Below are 17,781 nucleotides of genomic sequence, written 5' to 3'. Positions count from 1 at the left end.
AGCCCACGGAATAAAGTAACGTTCGGCAGAATTCATTGTTTGGGTAAATGCCGTGTCAAAGGTTTTTATAAGCCATTCAAGCCGTGATAATGCCCAGGCGATCGCGCTTCGCGATTTCCTTGTTGCCGAGGGCTGGAGCGATCTATTTCTCGATCTCGATCCAGAGCGCGGGATCGCCGCGGGCGAGCGCTGGGAGCGGGCGCTCAATGAAGCGGCGCGCCGTTGCGAGGCGGTGCTGTTCCTTATCAGCCAGGCGTGGCTGTCGTCGCGCTGGTGCTTGAACGAGATGAACCTCGCGCGCCGTCTCAACAAACGGCTGTTTGGGCTTGTCATCGAAGAGGGGCTGTCCATTGCCGATCTGCCCCCGGATGTGACGAGCACATGGCAACTCGTCAATCTTGCCGCAGGCCGCGATCACCGGCAGTTTCGCGTTACTTTGCCGGTTATAGGCGAAGAGGTGCATGTCACCTATTCGCAGGAAGGGTTGTCGCGCCTCAAGAGCGGGCTGCAAAAAGCAGGACTTGGCGCCAGCTTTTTTGCCTGGCCGCCGGACGAAGATCCCAAACGCGCGCCGTATCGGGGCCTTCGGCCGCTTGAAGCCGAAGACGCAGGCATTTTCTTTGGCCGCGAGGGGCCAGTTGTCGAAGCCATCGATCGATTGCGCGGGATCAAGAATGCGGCTCCGCCTCGCCTCTTTGTGATCTTAGGCGCATCGGGCGCGGGCAAGTCTTCGTTCATGCGCGCGGGTCTATTGCCGCGCCTTGGCCGGGACGACGCTGCGTTCCTTCCCTTGCCGGCGATCCGCCCGGAGCGGGCGGCGCTTTGGGGCGAAACGGGGCTGCTCGACGCTCTGGCCCGCGCATTTGAAGCGGCGCACCTGAAAATTCCGCGCGGCGATCTTCGCGAAGCCATAAACGGCGGCGCGGCGCCCTTGAAGACGAAGTTGAAGGCCCTTGCCGCGCAAAAGGCGCAGATCGACGACACCGATCGAGCTCGGTGCTTGCCCGCCGTGGTCATCTCCATCGACCAGGGGGAAGAGCTGTTCCTGGCTGAAGCCGAAGCGGAGGCGCGCCCGTTTCTCAATCTCTTGCGCGAGCTTTTGTTGAGCGACGATCCCGAAACGATCGCCGTCTTCACCATACGTTCGGACAATTACGAGCGCTTGCAGTCGGCCCAGGAGCTGGAGGGCTTGCATCAAGAAACCATGAGCCTGCCGCCCATGCCCAAGGGAGCATATGCCGAGGTGATCCGCGGCCCGATCCGGCGGCTTGAGGGGACGGGCCGGGCATTGAAGATCGACGACAATCTCGTCGAAGCGATCTTGGCCGATATCGAGGAGGGCGGCGCGAAAGATGCGCTGCCGCTGCTCGCCTTCACCCTGGAGCGGCTTTACGAGGAGTACCACGCGGCCGGGCATTTGAAGCTCGGCCAATATGAAAAGCTTGGCCGCATCAAAGGCTCGATCGAGGCGGCGGTGGCGTGCGCCTTCAAAGCAGCGGATGTCGATGTGCGCATCCCGCGCGAAGCCCAAGCGCGGCTCACCCTTTTGCACCGGGGGCTGATCCCCTGGCTTGCGGGCATCGATCCCGACACTGGCGCGCCCAGGCGCCGGGTGGCGCGGCTTTCGGAAATCCCGGCAGATTCGAGACCGTTGATCGACTTGCTTGTCGAACAGCGCTTGCTTTCGACCGATGTTTCAAAGGAGACCGGCGAGACGACCATCGAGCCGGCGCACGAGGCGCTGTTGCGCCAATGGGGACTTTTGCAGGGCTGGCTTGCGGACGACGCGGGCTTCTTGACGGTGCTCGACGGCATCAAGCGCGCAAGCCGCGATTGGGCGGCGAACGCCAAGGCCGCGACCTGGCTTTCTCATTCGGGCGAGCGTCTGAAAGCTGCTGATGGGTTGCAGGAGCGGCCGGACCTTGCTGCGAACTTGGAGCCGGCCGATCACGACTATCTCGCCGCGTGCAGGGCTGCGGAGCTTGCGGCGGCGGAAAAGGACCGTGCGAGCGTGCGCTTTCGTAAGCGCATGCAGGTGGCGGTGACCGTGCTCATGGCCGCCACCATTATTGGCCTTGCCGGTATTATCAAAAAGGAATGGATTGGCGAGCAGGTCCACTGGTACGGAACCGCGCGGCCTTACCTGGCGAAAAACTTTATGCCGCGCGTGCTGAGCGAGGACAAAGAACGCGAATTGAAACCGCTTGAGAGCTTTCAGGAGTGTGTGCACGGGCGCTGCCCCGAGATGGTTGCGCTACCGGCGGGGACGTTTGTCATGGGCTCGCCGGACGGCAAGACGCCCGTCATCGGGCTCGACGGCAAGCCCGAAGCGGGGCCTATCCCCAAAGCCGAAGAGGGCCGTGGCGACGATGAAGGTCCGAGGCATCGCGTCAAGATCGGTCGCTTCGCCATCGGCAAGTATGCTGTCACCTGGGCGGAATGGGACGAATGCGTGGCGCTCGGCGGCTGCCCCGCCGACGTTGCCGCCACATATGGCAAAGGGCGCGAGCCTGTCATCAACGTCCCTTGGCATTACGCCAAGCAATATGCGGCGTGGCTTACGCTCATGACCGGAAAGGAGTACCGGCTGCTCTCGGAGGCCGAGTTTGAATACGCGGCTCGTGCGGGATCGCAGACGGCTTTCAGCTTTGGCGACGATCCGAAGCAGCTTTGTGAGTACGGCAATTTCGCCGATCTATCGCTTAGAGAGTTGGCGCGGCGGCAGAACGCCACTATTCAAACCAGCGACATTTGCGATGACGGCAACGGAACGACGGCAAAGGTGGGGTCTTACAAAGCGAACGCTTTGGGCCTTTTCGATATGCATGGCAACGTGTTTTCCTGGACCGAGGATTGCTATGAAGGGTCCTATGAAAGCGCGCCAACCGACGGCAAAGCGTATACAACCGAAGGATGTTCTCTTCGCGTTCTTCGCGGCGGCTCCTGGAGCAGCAATCCACAGAACCTCCGCGCGGCCTACCGCCTCCGGAACGCAACCGGCATCCGGTACACCAGCCTCGGGTTTCGGCTTGCCAGAACGCTTTTACCTCCTTCCACTTAGCCCCTTTACGTCTTGTGGCTCTTCTTTTTCCACACACGCCGAGCGAAAGCTGTGGGTCCAGGGAGCTTTAGCTCCCTGGTCGCTACGGAATCGAGGCATTCTTCGGGCATGAAAGAGAACGCGCGACGCACAGGCCCGGCTCTTGAAGCCCATCAAAAGTTCCTGCTCTGGCTGGTTCCTACTGTAGAGAAATTTCCGCGTGCGCAAAAGTTTCTGCTCGGCGACCGTATTCAGGGTACGGCGCTCGATGTGCTTGAGGCTTTAATCGAGGCCACCTACACGCGCGACCGCCGCGCCCATCTCGACCGCGCCAACCTTGGCCTTGAAAAGTTGCGCATCTTCATTCGCATGGCATGCGAGCTGCGCTATCTCGATCTTGGGCGCTATGAGCACGCGGTTCGCGCTATCGATGAAATCGGCCGGCTGGTCGGCGGCTGGGCAAAAGCCGGCGCAGCCCCTCGCCAGGCAGCCTGACGTGAATTTGAGGTTGCTCCGTGACCCGTTGGGTGGTACATTGCCTCACGCAGGAGCGGGCGCGTGATTGTAAGCTTCCGGGACGATTGGTTGCGCGATTTCTTCGTCGATGACGTCCGGTCGAAGAAAATCCCGCCCGATCTCGAAAGCCGCCTGTTTCGCAAACTACAGATGCTCGACGACGCGACGGCGGACCGAGATTTGAGGGTTCCGCCCAGCAACCACTTCGAAAAGCTGCGCGGCAATCTTGAAGGCTTCCATTCCATCCGCGTCAACAAGCAATGGCGGCTTATCTTTCAATGGGATGGCGGCCGGGGTGAAGCAACAGGGGTTTATCTGGACGGCCACATTTATCAGTGAGGCATGCGATGTTGATCACCAAGCGCAAGCCGGCGAGCCCCGGCGAAATCCTAACCCAGGAGTTCATGGAGCCCTTGGGGTTGACGCAAAGCGCGCTGGCTGAGGCCATGGGCGTTCCACGCAAGCATGTGAACGAACTCTGCAATGGGCGCCGCGCCGTCACCGCTCCCACCGCGCTCATTTTGGCCCGCGTGTTCGGCAACAGCCCCGAGTTCTGGCTGAATGTGCAGCGGCGCTGCGATCTGTGGGACGCGATGCACGATCCGCATGAACGGGAGCGGGTCGAGCGCGCCAAGCCGCTGACGGCCGCTGCGTGACGGGCGCCGTTCGCTGCGTTCGGCGATGCGCCTGAGACGTCCCCATGCCGAAACGGCATGAAGGTCTTTTTGAGCGCATCGCGAGTTTCAAGGCGCTCCGCGCGGCAGCCCGGACAGCCATCAACGGCAAGCGCAAGAAGCCGGGCGCGGCGGCGTTCATGGCAAATCTCGAACGCGAAATTTTGAGGCTTGAGAGAGAATTGCGGGACGGGTCTTACCGTCCTGGGCGATACGTCGAAATCCTCGTCAAGGATCCAAAAGAGAGGCTCATTTCCGCCGCCCCGTTTCGCGACCGTGTCGTCCATCACGCGCTTTGCGCCGTTGTCTGCCCGTTGTTCGAGGCGGGCTTCACGGACCACACCTTCGCAAACCGCACCGGCAAAGGGACCCACAAAGCCATCCGGCTTTATGAGCGCTACCGCGATAACCATTCCTATGTCTTGCGCGCCGATATCTTTCGCTATTTCCCCGCCATCGATCATGAAATTCTCAAAGCCGAGTTCCGCCGCAAGATCGCTTGCGAGCGCACGCTTTGGCTTATGGACCTCATTGTCGATTGCTCCAACAGCCAAGAGCCGGTCGAACTGCATTTTCCGGGCGACGATCTTTTCACGCCCTACACGCGGCGGCGCGGGCTGCCGATCGGCAATCTGACCAGCCAGTTCTTTGCGAACCTTTATCTCAACCGCTTCGACCACTGGGTCATCGAAAAGCTGGGCGCGCCCTACGTGAGATACGTGGACGATTTTGCGCTGTTTCACGACGATCCCGGCATACTGGCAACCTGGCGGGAGAAGATCGAGCGCTGCCTGGAGGGGCGGCGCTTGAAGCTGCATCCCCGCAAAACGCTGATCCTGCCGGTAGCCGAGCCTTCGCCGTTTTTGGGCTTTGAACTGCACCCAGGTCCGCGGCGAACCGCCAAGGGCGGCCGTGGCCGAAGGAAACTGCTGGACGGCAATGTCGCCCGGTTCCGCAACCGGCTACGCGGTCTCAGAGATCGATGGCGCGCGGGCACGGTCACGCAAGGCGAAGTGGAGGCGCGGGTCAAATCCTGGATCGCGCATGCGAGCCACGCCGACAGCTTCCGGCTGCGTCAGGCGCTGTTCGAAGGCGGCTGGTTTGAAGTCATCCCGGGCCTTTAGCGCGGTAACAAGTTGCTCGCGGCAGCGAATGCGATTTATAGAATGATAGGCTTATTGGTCTCAAATTCGGCGGCGCGAAATTTTTCATGGCCAAAATTTTTCTCAATTACCGGCGCTCTGACGCGGAGGCTTGGGCCGACCGTCTCTATGAGCGGCTCACCGCGCAGTTTCCAAGGGGCGATGTCTTCATGGACATCGACGGCAACATCCCGCTCGGCTATCAGTGGGCGGCGTGGCTCGACAGCCAAGTGGCGGCCTGCGATCTCATGCTGGTTCTCATCGGCCGCTCTTGGGTGACCGAGTTTGAGTTGCGGGCGGCAAGCGGACAGCCCGATTACGTCCTTACGGAGATTGAGAGCGCGCTCGCACGCAAGATCCCGGTGGCGCCGGTCTTTCTGGGCGACGCGCCTGTGCCTCTTGCCTCCCAATTGCCTGCCTCGATCCGTCCCTTGCTCGCGCTCCAAGCCACAAGGTTGCAGCGGGTGAGTTTCGAGGCCGACGCCAAAGCCCTGATCGATGGTGTGGTGAGATCGATTCAATTGATGCGCGGCCACAAATTCGCCGGCCCGGATACTTCCGCGCCGGCTCCGCGCGATGCCGAGGACGGGCGCATTAAAGTCGGCGCCCTCAACGTTCACGGCGCTCCCAACGGGCGGTTCTTGCCGGGCGCCGGACGCACCGAATGGTTCAAGGATCACCCGCTTGCGCCGGAGATGGTGGTTGTGCCCGCCGGACAGTTCGTCATGGGTTCGCCGCCGGACGAGGTTGGAAGGCCGGACGATGGCCGGGAAGGGCCTCAGCATTCCGTCGCGATCAAGGCTCCGTTCGCGGCCGGGCGGTTTGCCGTCACTCTCGGCGAATTCACCGCCTTCGTCGAGGCGACGGGCCATGCCATGCCCGACGAGATGTTTACGTTTGAGAACGAAAAGTGGGAGACGCGCAAGGGCCGCAATTTTCGCAATCCCGGCTTTCAGCAAACGGCGCGCCATCCTGTCGTGGGCGTGAATTGGGACGACGCCACGGCTTACTGCGCATGGCTTTCAAAGACGACCGGCAAACCCTACCGCCTGCTGTCCGAAGCCGAATGGGAGTATGTCTGCCGCGCCGGGACAGCGACGCCGTTCTGGTGGGGCGCGGACATATCCACCGCGCAGGCGAATTATGACGGCAATTACACCTACGGGTCCGGCAAGAAAGGGGAGTATCGCAAACGCACCCTGCCGGTGGAGAGTTTTGAGGCCAACCCCTGGGGGCTTTATCAGGTTCACGGAAACGTTTGGGAATGGTGCGCCGACAACGGGCATGGGAATTACCGTGGCGCACCTGAGGACGGCTCAATCTGGCCGGGCGGAGACGCATCTCTTCGCGTTCTTCGCGGCGGCTCCTGGATCGGCATTCCACAGTACCTCCGCGCGGCCTACCGCAACAGGATCACTACCGACAACCGGTACAACCTCAACGGGTTTCGGCTTGCCAGAACGCTTACTTCTTGAATCTTTACAACTTTACCCCCTATGCACTTGCGGTTGTCGAACACTCGGCCTGGGCGTCCCGCCGAAGGCGGGCGGCAAATTTTTTGTGCGTCACATTTTTTCGTCCTCCGCGCATAGAGGGAATCGGCGATAATTTTCATCGAGCCTTGATGTGACATCACGCTCCCTGACCGGCCCGTTTCTCTTCGCGTTCTTCGCGGCGGCTCCTGGAACAACAATCCACAGAACCTCCGCGCGGCCTACCGCAACAGGAACACAACCGACAACCGGAACAACAACAACGGGTTTCGGCTTGCCAGCACGCTTCGTCGCCAGAGCCGGTGCGATCACGGTCGCGCCGGGCGTGCACGATGGGGAACGCTTTACCGCCGCCCCCGATTAAGCGTTCAGGGCCGTTCATGATGATAGGGCTGGGAAATGTTCCAGCCACAGCCGCGCCGGTCTTGGAAGACGCACGGGCTTCGACCGGCGCGGCTGGCTTTTTCACGTTGCGCATGTCGCCGCCCCGAGCTTCCGCTTTGGTTCTTCCGCCTCGGTATGACGCAAGCGGCCGTGATGGTCCCGCCAAATTGGCAAACCCCGCACTTCCCCTTAGATGTTTAGTCCCGGCATTTGATGGATTGGATCGATTTTGAATCTTTCCGGCTCATTCGTCCAGCATTTACAGATGAACTCATAAGGCGTGAGGCCTTTGAGGGTCTTTAGTCGGCGAGCAAAGTTATAGGCGTTGATGAAGTCCGATAGATGGGTTTCGAGCTGCTCGTGACGGTCGTAGTGATAGCGTTTGACCGTCGCCTCCTTGATCGTCCGGTTCATTCGCTCGACCTGGCCGTTTGTCCAGGGATGCTTGACCTTGGTGAGGCGGTGCTCAATGCCGTTCTCGCTGCATCGCATGTCAAACATGTGCGTCATGTATCTGGCCGTTGGTCCATCGGCATAACGCGGCGGAAACGTGAACTGGATGCCGTTGTCGGTGAGCACCGTGTGAATCTTGTAGGGAACTGCCTCTATCAGGGCGACGAGGAAGGCTGAAGCGGACGTCCTGCCGGTCTTTTTGACGAGTTGCACGAAGGCGAATTTGCTCGTGCGGTCAATGGCGACGTAGAGATAGAGCTTGCCTTCGGCCGTCTGCACTTCGGCTATGTCGACATGAAAATAGCCGATCGGATAGGACTTGAACTTCTTCTTGGCGGGCTTGTCGCCTTCGACGTCCGGCAGCCGAGAAATACCGTGGCGTTGAAGACAGCGATGCAGCGACGAGCGAGTCAGATGCGGTATCGTCGCCTGTAGCGCATAGAGGCAATCGTCGAGCGGCAAGAGCGTATGCTTGCGGAAGGCGACGATTATCGCCTCTTCCTCGACCGACAGAACCGTGGATTTCGGCTCTTTCGGTCCAGTCGGCACATCGGCGACGGATGAGCGCTTCTTCCATTTCGAGACCGTCTTCGTGTTGATGCCGTAGCGCTTGGCCAGGGCCCTCAAGCTCTCTTGACTATGCTGTATCGCTCGACGGACCGCCTCAGTCGTTGTGGCGCTCCCATGAAGAATTTGTCCCATAGCGCATCCTTCCAGCCGAGGGAGAATAATGCACCATCAAAATCTGGGATTAAACATCTTAGCCCGAGTGCAGAGATCGTGATGCAATACAACCGCGAGCACGATTGACGACTACCAATATCACTTCGACAAGACCTCCAGTAGGAGACGTGCCTCGATCGAGCATGGCAGTGATGTTCATCTATGTTCCATGACCACGGACATGCTCGTTTTCAGGTAGAAGCCCACGAAACACTGCTAGCGGCATCCTCACCGTTTCACAGATCGATAAGTCTTCCCGAATTCGGCATGTGCGATCAGATAAGGCTGCCCTTCGCGTGTGCCGGTTGCCGGGTAGAAGACATCGACGATCATGCAATCGGTAGCCCCCACCTGCTTATCTCCCCACGACGCGAGGATCTCGATCGGTCGTCCGAACGGGTTAGGAACCGCGACCACCTCGCCGCGCGCGAGGTAGACGTTCTTCCGGCCGGGTTTCAGAGAATAGCGTTTGACGAAAGTGTCGGGCTTGACGACCCAACGCTCACCGGTTTCCGCCGTCACTATGTAGTCGCCCGGCTCGGCGCGGTTTTTTGTTTCCACTGCGCCGTTCGAGAGGATGGTGTTTATCGATCTCGGCGAGGAAACGCGCTCCGCTCGAACCTCCGCCGCCTTCCTGTAGCGACGGCCCTGCCCGTCGAGTGCCGCCGCGATTCGCGGCGAGAGCCGGTCTACAAAGAGGCGGTCATCCGATGGCATCAGGGTACTCCAGCGCAAGTAGCCGCGCCTTTGCGCAGCTATTGAGGCATCTCGAAGGGGCGCGCGTGTCTGAGCCAGACAAATTCCGCCTGCTCTTCCAACGCTTCCTTGCCCAGCGTTCTGAGGATCTCTTCCGGCTTCCATTCGGCGTCGGGCTGGCCGACTTTGTCCAGCATATCGTTTGCCGTCTTGAAGATCTGTTGTTGCGACGCGTACTGTTTGGCGAGTTCGGCATCCCCCCGGCGCTGGCTAAATCCGCGCGCAGCCAAGCCGCCTGCGGCAAGGAAGCTCAACACCGCTTGCCAGAGATTGCCGTAGGGTTCCGGCTCCACGAGTTTCTTCCACAAGCTTACGTCTGCCTCGGCGGAAGAGCCGAAGAAGAGCGCAGCCGGAGTGAACGTCATCAGTAACAGGGCAAACGAAAGCACGAAAGAAAGACCGATGGCTGTGCGCCACAGGGTTCTGAGCCCCATTCTTCGACCTTCGTGCTGCGGAATTCTTGTCGCGAACCAATCCACCTGATCCTGCACCCAATGCTTTTTCACGTCGGCCAAGTTCTGCTGCGTAACCGTGTGCGCGGTGGCAACGCTGTCCTGGCAGAACTCCACGGTTCTTGTCGCATGCCTGAGCCAATGCACGATGCCCGCTTGCCGTGAGAGAAAAGAGAGCCAGACGGAGCGCTTGACGCCCGCGTGGCGCCAGAAGCAGAAGACGCGCAAAGCCTCCGCAAGTGATCTGTATTCGAGGAACCGATTGTCGATAGAGCGCCATCTGATCCGCAAATACAGGGCCAACATCAGGAGCGTGACGCCGAGATAGAGCCACACAGCATAGGCGCTCACATTCATAAAATTGAAGGAAACGATGGCGACAATCGCGAGCGCATATACAACCTTGTCACTGAAACGCGCGATTGTCGCGAAATGCGCCGACATTCCGTCGGCGGCCTGGAAGACGCTGTCGGCGAGCCTGCTCTCGGCGACTGCGCCTTTGCTTAATACCGCGATGGGCTTGCTTGCAGCGATGGCGGCGCGATGGCTCACGACGTCGCAATTGTAGCGTTCGGTGCGATGCATGATCGCCCGGATGTTGCTTCTTTTCGGGTTTGCATCCGTCGATCCGCTTAGAGGATTCTCGACGAGTTCGACATCGAAGGACACTGGATCGATGCCGATACGAAGGCCGGGCTCCGGCGGATCGAGCGGCGAAATCTGCCCGTTGTATAACGAATAGGCGGCGGGAGCGAAGCCGCGGTCGAACCACTTGACCTGGTCGGCGGTGCCGCCAACGCCCTTGGCGGGCAGGCGGTTCCAGATGGCAAACAAGACTTGCGCATGGTCCGCGATGATCGCACCCGCACGGGCATATTGCTCGTCGCGCTTGGGGCCGGGCTGCTTCCATGCCGGATCGTCAGGCGTCAGCGCGAGCTTCACGCAGAGGGCTTTTGCCAGAAGGTCGTCAAATTCTGCCTTGGACGCCTCGCTCGGGAAATCGTTCTTGTAGTCCTCCGGCGGCATGGGCAGCACGGCGATGAGGTTCGCTCCGAGTTCATCCATAACGACGCGCGCGATGAGCCGATCCGCACCCTCGGCCAGCGGCGAGAGGATGACGAAAGGCGAGTGCGGATAGCGCTCTTTCAGAGCAGCACACTCTTTGCGGACAAGGCCGGCGATGCGCTCCAGATCACCCAACTCGCGGTGGCCGATGCCGCCAAGCACGATGGGAATGCGGCCTTCCCAACCCGAGAACCCCGCCGCATCGCTCGCGCTCTTCAGCGCGGCTTCCGTCTGCAAATCCAGCATCGCTCAATCACCGTCGTTAAAAAAAATACTTACGTCTTTATCATAAACAGCAGGGCCGATGAGGCGAATTTGCGTCGAAGTCGAGGAGAAGGATGGGCTGCGACCGAGCGCACGCGGCTCGCGCGACACCAGGCCACGGTTTCGCGATCAGGCGGTACGCGGCGTGGTTGTTGGTCGTGGATTTCCCTTTGTCAGCATATGCCGCGGCCCTATGACGGGCATCGCTTACCACAGATCAAGGTGCGCATTTGTATAGGAGCCGCGAACGGAACGCGAACTCATAGGATGACCGGAATGACCGCAAATGGCCCGAAGGAGGCATCGCCCGTACGGCCGCTATCAGCGTGATCCGGTCATCGGATGCAAGCGGCAACTCATTTCGCGTGTTTCGACGGCAGGAATCCGAGGGTGATGAACGTCCACATGGCCGTCAAGCCGCAGATCAACTGCGCCCAACCCGCAAGCGGCGACGGGTAATTCTCGCCGCCGAGCGGTGAAATCGAGATGGCGGTCGCCACAAGAAAGGGGATCAGGAAAACAAGCCACCACCATCCGGACATCCCGCGATCGTGGAAGCGCTTCGTGTTGATCGCGATTTGCGGAACGAGGAAGACGACCGCGGTGATCCACCCGGACCGGTCGCCGAGGAGGCGGACGAGATTTGGCCAGGTGCCGTCGAGGAAGGGCGCGTCATCGCCCATGAACTTCGACAGCACGAAGTTGAAGCTCGCGATCCCCAAATGAATAAGCACAAAGGCCATCCACCATGTGCGCCGATCGATGCGGCCCTGGAAATTGAAGAAGACGAATTTCAGGGAGGACATGGCTGCTGTTCCTGTCTGGCGCGCGCGGTCCAAATCGGTGGGCGTCCCTTTTTGAGCCGGCATGTTGATCTTAGTGCGGTTTGCGGAGCGCCGCCAAATGTCGAAGGCCGTCAAACAGATTGCATGATGACTTTTCGATCAGGGATCGAGGCTCAGGGCTCTGCCCTCAGCGCGCTTCGAACCGGCTCCCGCCCATCTTCGGCCGCTTCGCTTCCTGCAGACTGTTCCCCGCGAAGCCGGTCTCCGCTTGCCCACCCGCTACTCGCCGCGAGGCAGGGTTCCTGCCCGGCAGGAACCCTGAATCAAGCTGTGCGCCCCGGGCTTTGGTTTCCGAAGTGTTCAGCGCCGGCGCGACTTCGAGCGTGCCATCTTCCTTTCGCTAGGCTGTTCGATGAGTTCGCACGGGATCTCCGCTTCCGGGCGCAGCGGGTCACGCTGGCGGACGCGGTAGCGGTGGCCGTTATAGTCGAACTCCTGCCCGATGGCTTCCGGCAGTCTGCGGCCGAGATGCTCTTCGACGACAAACTCGGGCAGATAGACAACGCGCTCTTGTGACATGGGGGCTTTCTGTTCAGGGCCTCAACTATCGGACTTCGGCACGGCCTCGATCGTGGCAGCGCCTCGGCAGCCTGGCGATCTCGCACGCATTGCTCATCGGCCCCGGCTCTTGCCGCCGGTGAGCCCGGCGGCAGCCTTGAGCGTGTCGGCGAGTGACCGGCGCTTGCGGGGCTCGTCGCGGCCGAGATGCTCATGCAATCCCTTGTCGAAGAAGTTCGACAAGAACTTCTGCGCGCCTTCGATCGAGGATGCCTTGCCGACTTCGTTGCCATCGACATAGATCCTGTGATCGGTGCCTTTGGGATTTCCGCCACGGCCGGGAAGGGCAATATCGAGCCGAAAGCGGCGGCTGCCTTCACTGCAGGTGCCGTAGAGAAAACCAGCACCATCAATGCCTCGCCAGACGAATGTCCTGTCCATGTTTCTTCATCTCCCTCTTTTCGGTCCATGCTCGCCCGATGCCGTTGCCGCCTGCGCAGCGTTACCGGCGATGGCCAGGCAACTTTCGCGATCGCGGAAAACCGAGCACATGAAGCTCGGCAAGCGCCTGAGCGCCCTTCAAGTTCGGCATGCTGCCCGCCTTCTCGCCTCGAATGAAAACCTGAAAGAGCGGCCCCGCATGGGGCGGATCGCCCTCTCCTGGAACAGCGATGCTGATGGGGAGAAGCTGCTCGCCATCACGGAACACGCCCCGGAAATATCCCCCGCTATCCAGTCCTTTCCAGATGATGGAAGGCTTCGTGTGGTCGGAAGCCGGCATGGGACGCCCCAGCGCATACATGATTGTTCATATACTATCATTACAGAGGTTAAGACGCCAGCACGTCGAACTTCCCGAATGAGCCTGCGGAGGCCCTTAGCGCTTTCGCTGCGGCGGCTTCTTGCTCTCGAAGACATAGCGGAAGCCCTTTTGCTCCTCGGCCCGGATGAGATCGCCCGCTCGCTTCTCGCCGATGAGGTCACTCAGGCGCGCCAAATGGCCTTGTGCGATTTCGTAATTGCGGAAGAACGGGTCTCCGCCGCCTGGTGCCTCCGCTCTCGTGCGGGCGCGATTGCGGGCCGCGATAAAGGACCGGGCTTCTTTCAGAGCGGCTGCGGCGATGGCCGCTTTGCTGGGCTTGCGGGCCATGGTTTCTCCACAAGCAGTGTCTTTCAATGGTAGAGGTACAATCGTATATCCGGCCTGCGGCTAACCCAAGAAGGGCGAGCAATAGGGCGCCATAGACGACCCGTGCATTTCAGCTATGATAGCGTATATGCGAGCAAACTTGCGGGAGCGATCCGCGCCATCAACAGGATCGTCGTTGGAACCGGAGACGCGCCGGGTAGCCGGCTGGGAGGCGCCATGCTTGTGTTGAAGATCACCGCCTATGCCGCGATGGCAGTCTGCGCCTTTGGGGTGATCATCGTCTTTTGCACGCACTACAACGCGTCTTGCGTTAAGCGGTTTGGCGTCGAGTTGCTGACGCTGCCTGCCTTTGCTGGCGTCGGCATCGCCGCCATCATCTTTTGGGAGGGCGTCCTCTCTTATAGCGATGCCCTTGCGAAGCACGAAAACCTGTCGAACGGCCTTGCGCTGTTGGGCTTGGGCGGGGTCGGTCTCCTGTTCGCTTTCGTCGTCAACATCCGGCTGACCAATGTCTTTTACGGCGTCGTGGCCACGCTCGTTCAGCTCTTGCTGGGCGCGTTTCTTGCCCCCTTCATGATCATCGGCGCGATCGGCGCAGCCTGTGAATCCCCGATACGGTACGTGGAGCGGCAAGGCTGCTGGGATCGCGGCCGCAGGCTCAGTGGATAGCTCCTTCGAGCAAGCCGCAAAGGGGCGTTAAGCGATGATCGCGAAACGAATCCTGAGGCCTAAAGCCGCCTCAAATTTCGGTCGGCTCGGCGCCTATATCCTTGGCGACGGTCAGACGCCGAGCGAGACGCTCACGACGCGCACCTTCAGCTATATTCTCGATGGACAAGAGGGCGCTGGGCGGGTTGGGATCGTCCGGGTCACGAACTGCATGTCGGAGGCTCCCGATCTTGCAATCAAGGAAATCCTCGTCACCCAGGCGCTCAACAAGCGCAGCCGATCGGATCGCACTTACCATCTCGTGGTGTCGTTCGAGCCCGGCGAGACACCGACGCCTGCGCAGCTTGAAGATATTGAAAACGAGCTTTGCGCAGCGGTCGGGCTGGGACGCCATCAGCGCATCTCGGCGCTCCATCTCGACCGGGCGCATCTCCATCTCCACATCGCCATCAACAAAATAGATCCGGAAAGGCTTCGCTGTGTCGAGCCCTATTACGACAAGCGCAAGCTGATGGCGGCCTGCGTGAGCCTCGAACTCAAGCATGGGCTTGCCCAAACCAATCATGGGAACTCCAAGCGAAAACGGCCAAAGGGACGGGCAGCCGATCTTGAAGCCCATGCGGCTGAAGCCTCTTTCCTGTCCTTCGTGAAAGACAAGATCGAAGCTCCGCTTCTGGCGGCGCTTGGCGAAAAGGCCGATTGGCGCGATATCCACGCGATCATGGCGCGTGACGGCCTCATCCTGAAGCGCCGCGGCGCGGGCCTTGTCATCGCCGACGCCAAGAGCAGGCTTGCCGTCAAGGCGTCCACCGTGAACCGCGCCTTTTCCATGAAAGAGCTTACATCGCGTCTTGGCGCCTTTCAGCCTGGCCTCGCTGAACCGGCAATCGTCCAGGATGGGTATGGTCGCGCGCCGCTGTACCCTCTCAACACCGCATCGCTCTATGTGGATTATGTGCGCCAGCGCCAGCAAGGCCTCGAAGCCCGGCATAAATCCCGCGAGGTGAGCGCCGCAGCCCGAAACGAGGCTTACGCGGCTTTTGCAAAACGAAGGTTCGAAGTCAGCCGCTCAGGCCTGACACGCCTGGGTAAAAAAGCGAGACGGGCGGAGCTTCGCCTGATGCGATCGCGCGCGCTTGCCGCGCTGGCCGACACCCGGCGCGAGCGCGAGGCGGCAATCGAGGAGGCGTACTTCTTCACCTGGGTGTCCTATTTGCAGGCGCGCGCAAAGGGGGGCGACCAGAAAGCGCTGCGTGCTCTTCGCGCGAGCGCCGCACCCGGTGCCAAGACCGCGGCTGCCTTACTCACAGCCAAGGATGCGGAGGCCGCAAGAACCGTCATCTTGCAGGACTTGAACCCCGTCTGCCAGCGCAACGGCGAACTTGTCTATCGCCTCGCCGACGGAGGCGCGGTCACCGACGATAAGCTGCGCATCCGCATCGAAAAAGCCTCCTACCAGGCCACCATCATCGCGCTGACGCTTGGTGCGCAGCGTTTTCGCGGCCAGGCCCTGGCGGTCGAAGGAACAGGCGCCTTCAAGAGACAAGCGGTCGAGGCCGCAGCAGCGCTTTCACTTGCCATCACGTTCAGCGATCCCGCCATGGAGGCCGAACGGCAGCGGCTCATGATGAAGAACACGCCGCGTCCTCGCCTCTCGCGTCCATAGCGCAGGCGTTAGATAAAGCGATTGTCTATAGACGATCATGCCGTTATTCTGGCTTGCGGCGAGAGGACGACACTTGAAAGCCAGCGGGAAGGCAGGCTCGCTCACGCTGTCCGATTTGATCAGGCAACGAACGGGAATGGCGATGATCGGGGCGGAGCGTCCGAAGCCTGACAGAAAAGCGCTCGCGATCGCCGTCCTGATCGGCCTCATCGTCCTTAACGGCGTAGCGACGCAGTATGTCGCTTCACGGTTCGCCCATCATCCCGCTCTTGGCGCGCCTCTCATCGGTCCTCTCTATCCACCCTGGGAGTGGCTGATCTGGCAGCAGAAGTTCGGCGGCCAGACCCACAGCGTGTTCCGAACCGTCTCGGCAGGCATGGCGCTTGCGCTTTCTTGCGGCCTGTTCGGCCTGCTCGCGGCAAGCGGGCGGAACGCGGAACGGCACGAAGGCATTCACGGGACCGCTCATTGGGCGAGCCAGGCTGAAATCGAGGCGACAGGGCTTTTGCCAAAGAAGGGACGGCGCGGCGAAGGCGTTTATGTCGGCGGCTGGCGCGATGAACGCAAACGGCTTCGTTACCTGCGCCACAACGGCCCGGAGCATGTCGCCGCCATTGCACCGACGCGATCGGGCAAAGGCGTCGGGCTTGTCGTGCCGACGCTTCTCTCCTGGCCCCATAGCGTCGTCGTCAACGATCAGAAAGCCGAACTCTGGAATTTGACGGCGGCCTGGCGGAAAAAAGAGGCAGGCAATGCCGTCATGAAGTTTGATCCGGGCGCTTCCTCGGGCAGCGTCAGCTTCAACCCGCTCGAAGAGATCAGGCTGGGCAGCCTTCACGAGGTTGGCGATGTCCAGAACCTCGTGACCATCCTCGTCGACCCGGAAGGCAAAGGCCTCGTCGATCATTGGGCAAAGACGAGCCACGCCTTTCTGACCGGCGCGGTCCTCCACGTTCTCTATAAAAAGCGCGCCGAAGGCAAGGTTGGCTCGCTCCCCGATGTGGCCGGCGCGCTGTCCGATCCAGACCAGCGCATCGAGAGCCTCTATTTCGAGATGATCGCCAACAGCTGGGGCGAGGGCGAGAAAACCCATTCCACCATCGCGAGTGCTGCGCGCGACATGCTGAACCGGCCGGACGACGAGCGGGGCTCCGTGCTCTCGACGGCGATGTCGTTCCTGTCGCTCTATCGCGATCCGCTCGTCGCCAGGAACGTGGCGCGCTCCGACTTCAAGGTGGGCGATCTGATGAACCACGACCGCCCCGTCACGCTCTATCTCGTGGTCCGCGCCGAAGACAAGGACCGCATGCGGCCCTTGATGCGGCTCATCATCAATCAGCTTGTGCGCGTGCTGTTGCGCCCGGAAATCACCTTCGTCGACGGCCGCCCCCAGGCGCCGCACAAGCACCGGCTGCTTCTCATGCTCGATGAGTTTCCCTCCTACGGGAAGCTCGAAGTGTTTCAGGAGGCGCTCGCCTATATCGCGGGCTACGGCATCAAGGCCTATCTTATCATGCAGGACATGTCCCAGCTCTGGGGCGCCTATGGCAAGGACGAAAGCATTACGTCCAATTGCCATGTGCGGATCGCCTATGCGCCGAACAGGGTCGAGACCGCCGAATGGCTGTCGCGCATGGTCGGCACTGCCACCATCGTGAAGGAGGACATCACGACGAGCGGACGGCGCTTCGGCGCGGTCTTGACGCAGGTTTCGAAGACCTATCACCAGGTCAGCCGGCCGCTTCTCACCGCCGATGAGATCATGCGCTTGAAATCGCCGTTGAAGGATTCTGGCGACCTCATCATCGAGCCCGGCGACATGCTCATCTTTGTTGCGGGCCACGCACCGATTTTCGGCACGCAAAGCCTTTATTTTCGCGATCCCGTGTTCAGCGAGCGGGCGAAGTTGCCTGTTCCTGCCACCGATAGCCTTCACCGCAGCCAGATACTGGCCTTCCAATGGGATCCGAAAACCGGAGAATAGGCCTCGC

The 17,781-nt window shown here is 60.7% G+C and carries 18 protein-coding genes; 10 read left to right on the top strand and 8 right to left on the bottom strand.

Annotated elements, in window-relative coordinates; translation table 11 throughout:
• Nucleotides 1-52: 52 nt before the first annotated feature.
• The 7 genes from RVAN_RS19160 to RVAN_RS21190 all read left to right on the top strand — a co-directional run bounded on the left by RVAN_RS19160 (nucleotide 53) and on the right by RVAN_RS21190 (nucleotide 7,249).
• Complete coding sequence (locus RVAN_RS19160) at nucleotides 53-3,061, top strand: SUMF1/EgtB/PvdO family nonheme iron enzyme (RefSeq protein WP_013420406.1); 3,009 nt, start codon at nucleotides 53-55, stop codon at nucleotides 3,059-3,061.
• 108 nt (nucleotides 3,062-3,169) lie between these two features.
• Nucleotides 3,170-3,535: a diversity-generating retroelement protein Avd gene (gene avd / locus RVAN_RS14220; protein WP_013420405.1), complete on the top strand. Its 366-nt coding sequence runs from the start codon at nucleotides 3,170-3,172 to the stop codon at nucleotides 3,533-3,535.
• A gap of 63 nt (nucleotides 3,536-3,598) precedes the next feature.
• Complete coding sequence (locus RVAN_RS14215; protein ID WP_013420404.1) at nucleotides 3,599-3,895, top strand: type II toxin-antitoxin system RelE/ParE family toxin; 297 nt, start codon at nucleotides 3,599-3,601, stop codon at nucleotides 3,893-3,895.
• A gap of 8 nt (nucleotides 3,896-3,903) precedes the next feature.
• On the top strand, nucleotides 3,904-4,212 hold the full coding sequence (locus RVAN_RS14210) for a HigA family addiction module antitoxin (RefSeq protein ID WP_013420403.1): 309 nt from the start codon (nucleotides 3,904-3,906) through the stop codon (nucleotides 4,210-4,212).
• 44 nt (nucleotides 4,213-4,256) lie between these two features.
• Nucleotides 4,257-5,354 (top strand): RNA-directed DNA polymerase, encoded by a 1,098-nt coding sequence (locus tag RVAN_RS14205; RefSeq protein ID WP_013420402.1) that lies wholly within the window; start codon nucleotides 4,257-4,259, stop codon nucleotides 5,352-5,354.
• An 86-nt stretch (nucleotides 5,355-5,440) separates the two neighbouring features.
• Complete coding sequence (locus RVAN_RS19155; RefSeq protein ID WP_013420401.1) at nucleotides 5,441-6,847, top strand: SUMF1/EgtB/PvdO family nonheme iron enzyme; 1,407 nt, start codon at nucleotides 5,441-5,443, stop codon at nucleotides 6,845-6,847.
• A gap of 156 nt (nucleotides 6,848-7,003) precedes the next feature.
• A complete protein-coding gene (locus RVAN_RS21190; RefSeq protein ID WP_210160481.1) occupies nucleotides 7,004-7,249 on the top strand; it encodes an SUMF1/EgtB/PvdO family nonheme iron enzyme in 246 nt (81 codons plus the stop codon).
• A 189-nt stretch (nucleotides 7,250-7,438) separates the two neighbouring features.
• Here RVAN_RS21190 and RVAN_RS14195 read toward each other — a convergent pair whose 3' ends face one another.
• The 8 genes from RVAN_RS14195 to RVAN_RS14160 form a co-directional block, all read right to left on the bottom strand.
• Complete coding sequence (locus RVAN_RS14195) at nucleotides 7,439-8,404, bottom strand: IS481 family transposase (protein ID WP_013420400.1); 966 nt, start codon at nucleotides 8,402-8,404, stop codon at nucleotides 7,439-7,441.
• Between the two features lie 249 nt (nucleotides 8,405-8,653).
• Entirely contained in the window at nucleotides 8,654-9,142 is a 489-nt protein-coding gene (locus RVAN_RS14190; RefSeq protein WP_013420399.1) for a PGDYG domain-containing protein, read from the bottom strand.
• 38 nt (nucleotides 9,143-9,180) lie between these two features.
• Nucleotides 9,181-10,944: a hypothetical protein gene (locus RVAN_RS19150; protein WP_013420398.1), complete on the bottom strand. Its 1,764-nt coding sequence runs from the start codon at nucleotides 10,942-10,944 to the stop codon at nucleotides 9,181-9,183.
• Nucleotides 10,945-11,318: 374 nt separating this feature from the next.
• A complete protein-coding gene (locus RVAN_RS14180) occupies nucleotides 11,319-11,768 on the bottom strand; it encodes a DUF805 domain-containing protein (RefSeq protein ID WP_013420397.1) in 450 nt (149 codons plus the stop codon).
• Nucleotides 11,769-12,107: 339 nt separating this feature from the next.
• Nucleotides 12,108-12,326: a hypothetical protein gene (locus RVAN_RS14175; RefSeq protein WP_013420396.1), complete on the bottom strand. Its 219-nt coding sequence runs from the start codon at nucleotides 12,324-12,326 to the stop codon at nucleotides 12,108-12,110.
• Between the two features lie 93 nt (nucleotides 12,327-12,419).
• Nucleotides 12,420-12,746 carry a hypothetical protein gene (locus RVAN_RS14170; RefSeq protein WP_013420395.1) on the bottom strand — a complete coding sequence of 109 codons (327 nt, stop codon included), beginning with the start codon at nucleotides 12,744-12,746 and terminating at the stop codon, nucleotides 12,420-12,422.
• Nucleotides 12,747-12,807: 61 nt separating this feature from the next.
• The gene (locus RVAN_RS14165) at nucleotides 12,808-13,086 is read right to left on the bottom strand and encodes a hypothetical protein (protein ID WP_155942471.1); all 279 of its coding nucleotides are present in this window, start codon (nucleotides 13,084-13,086) and stop codon (nucleotides 12,808-12,810) included.
• 96 nt (nucleotides 13,087-13,182) lie between these two features.
• Nucleotides 13,183-13,455, bottom strand: coding sequence for a hypothetical protein (locus tag RVAN_RS14160; RefSeq protein WP_013420393.1), 273 nt, complete (start codon nucleotides 13,453-13,455; stop codon nucleotides 13,183-13,185).
• 216 nt (nucleotides 13,456-13,671) lie between these two features.
• On the opposite strand from RVAN_RS14160, the gene RVAN_RS14155 reads away from it, so the two are divergent.
• The 3 genes from RVAN_RS14155 to RVAN_RS14145 all read left to right on the top strand — a co-directional run bounded on the left by RVAN_RS14155 (nucleotide 13,672) and on the right by RVAN_RS14145 (nucleotide 17,774).
• On the top strand, nucleotides 13,672-14,124 hold the full coding sequence (locus RVAN_RS14155) for a hypothetical protein (RefSeq protein WP_013420392.1): 453 nt from the start codon (nucleotides 13,672-13,674) through the stop codon (nucleotides 14,122-14,124).
• Nucleotides 14,125-14,158: 34 nt separating this feature from the next.
• Nucleotides 14,159-15,790 carry a TraI/MobA(P) family conjugative relaxase gene (traI, locus tag RVAN_RS14150; protein ID WP_013420391.1) on the top strand — a complete coding sequence of 544 codons (1,632 nt, stop codon included), beginning with the start codon at nucleotides 14,159-14,161 and terminating at the stop codon, nucleotides 15,788-15,790.
• A 73-nt stretch (nucleotides 15,791-15,863) separates the two neighbouring features.
• Nucleotides 15,864-17,774 carry a type IV secretory system conjugative DNA transfer family protein gene (locus RVAN_RS14145; RefSeq protein WP_245257993.1) on the top strand — a complete coding sequence of 637 codons (1,911 nt, stop codon included), beginning with the start codon at nucleotides 15,864-15,866 and terminating at the stop codon, nucleotides 17,772-17,774.
• The last annotated feature ends 7 nt before the right edge of the window (nucleotides 17,775-17,781 follow it).

The organism is Rhodomicrobium vannielii ATCC 17100, from assembly GCF_000166055.1.
GTDB lineage: Bacteria > Pseudomonadota > Alphaproteobacteria > Rhizobiales > Rhodomicrobiaceae > Rhodomicrobium > Rhodomicrobium vannielii.
This window is presented reverse-complemented; position numbering and strand designations above follow the sequence as displayed.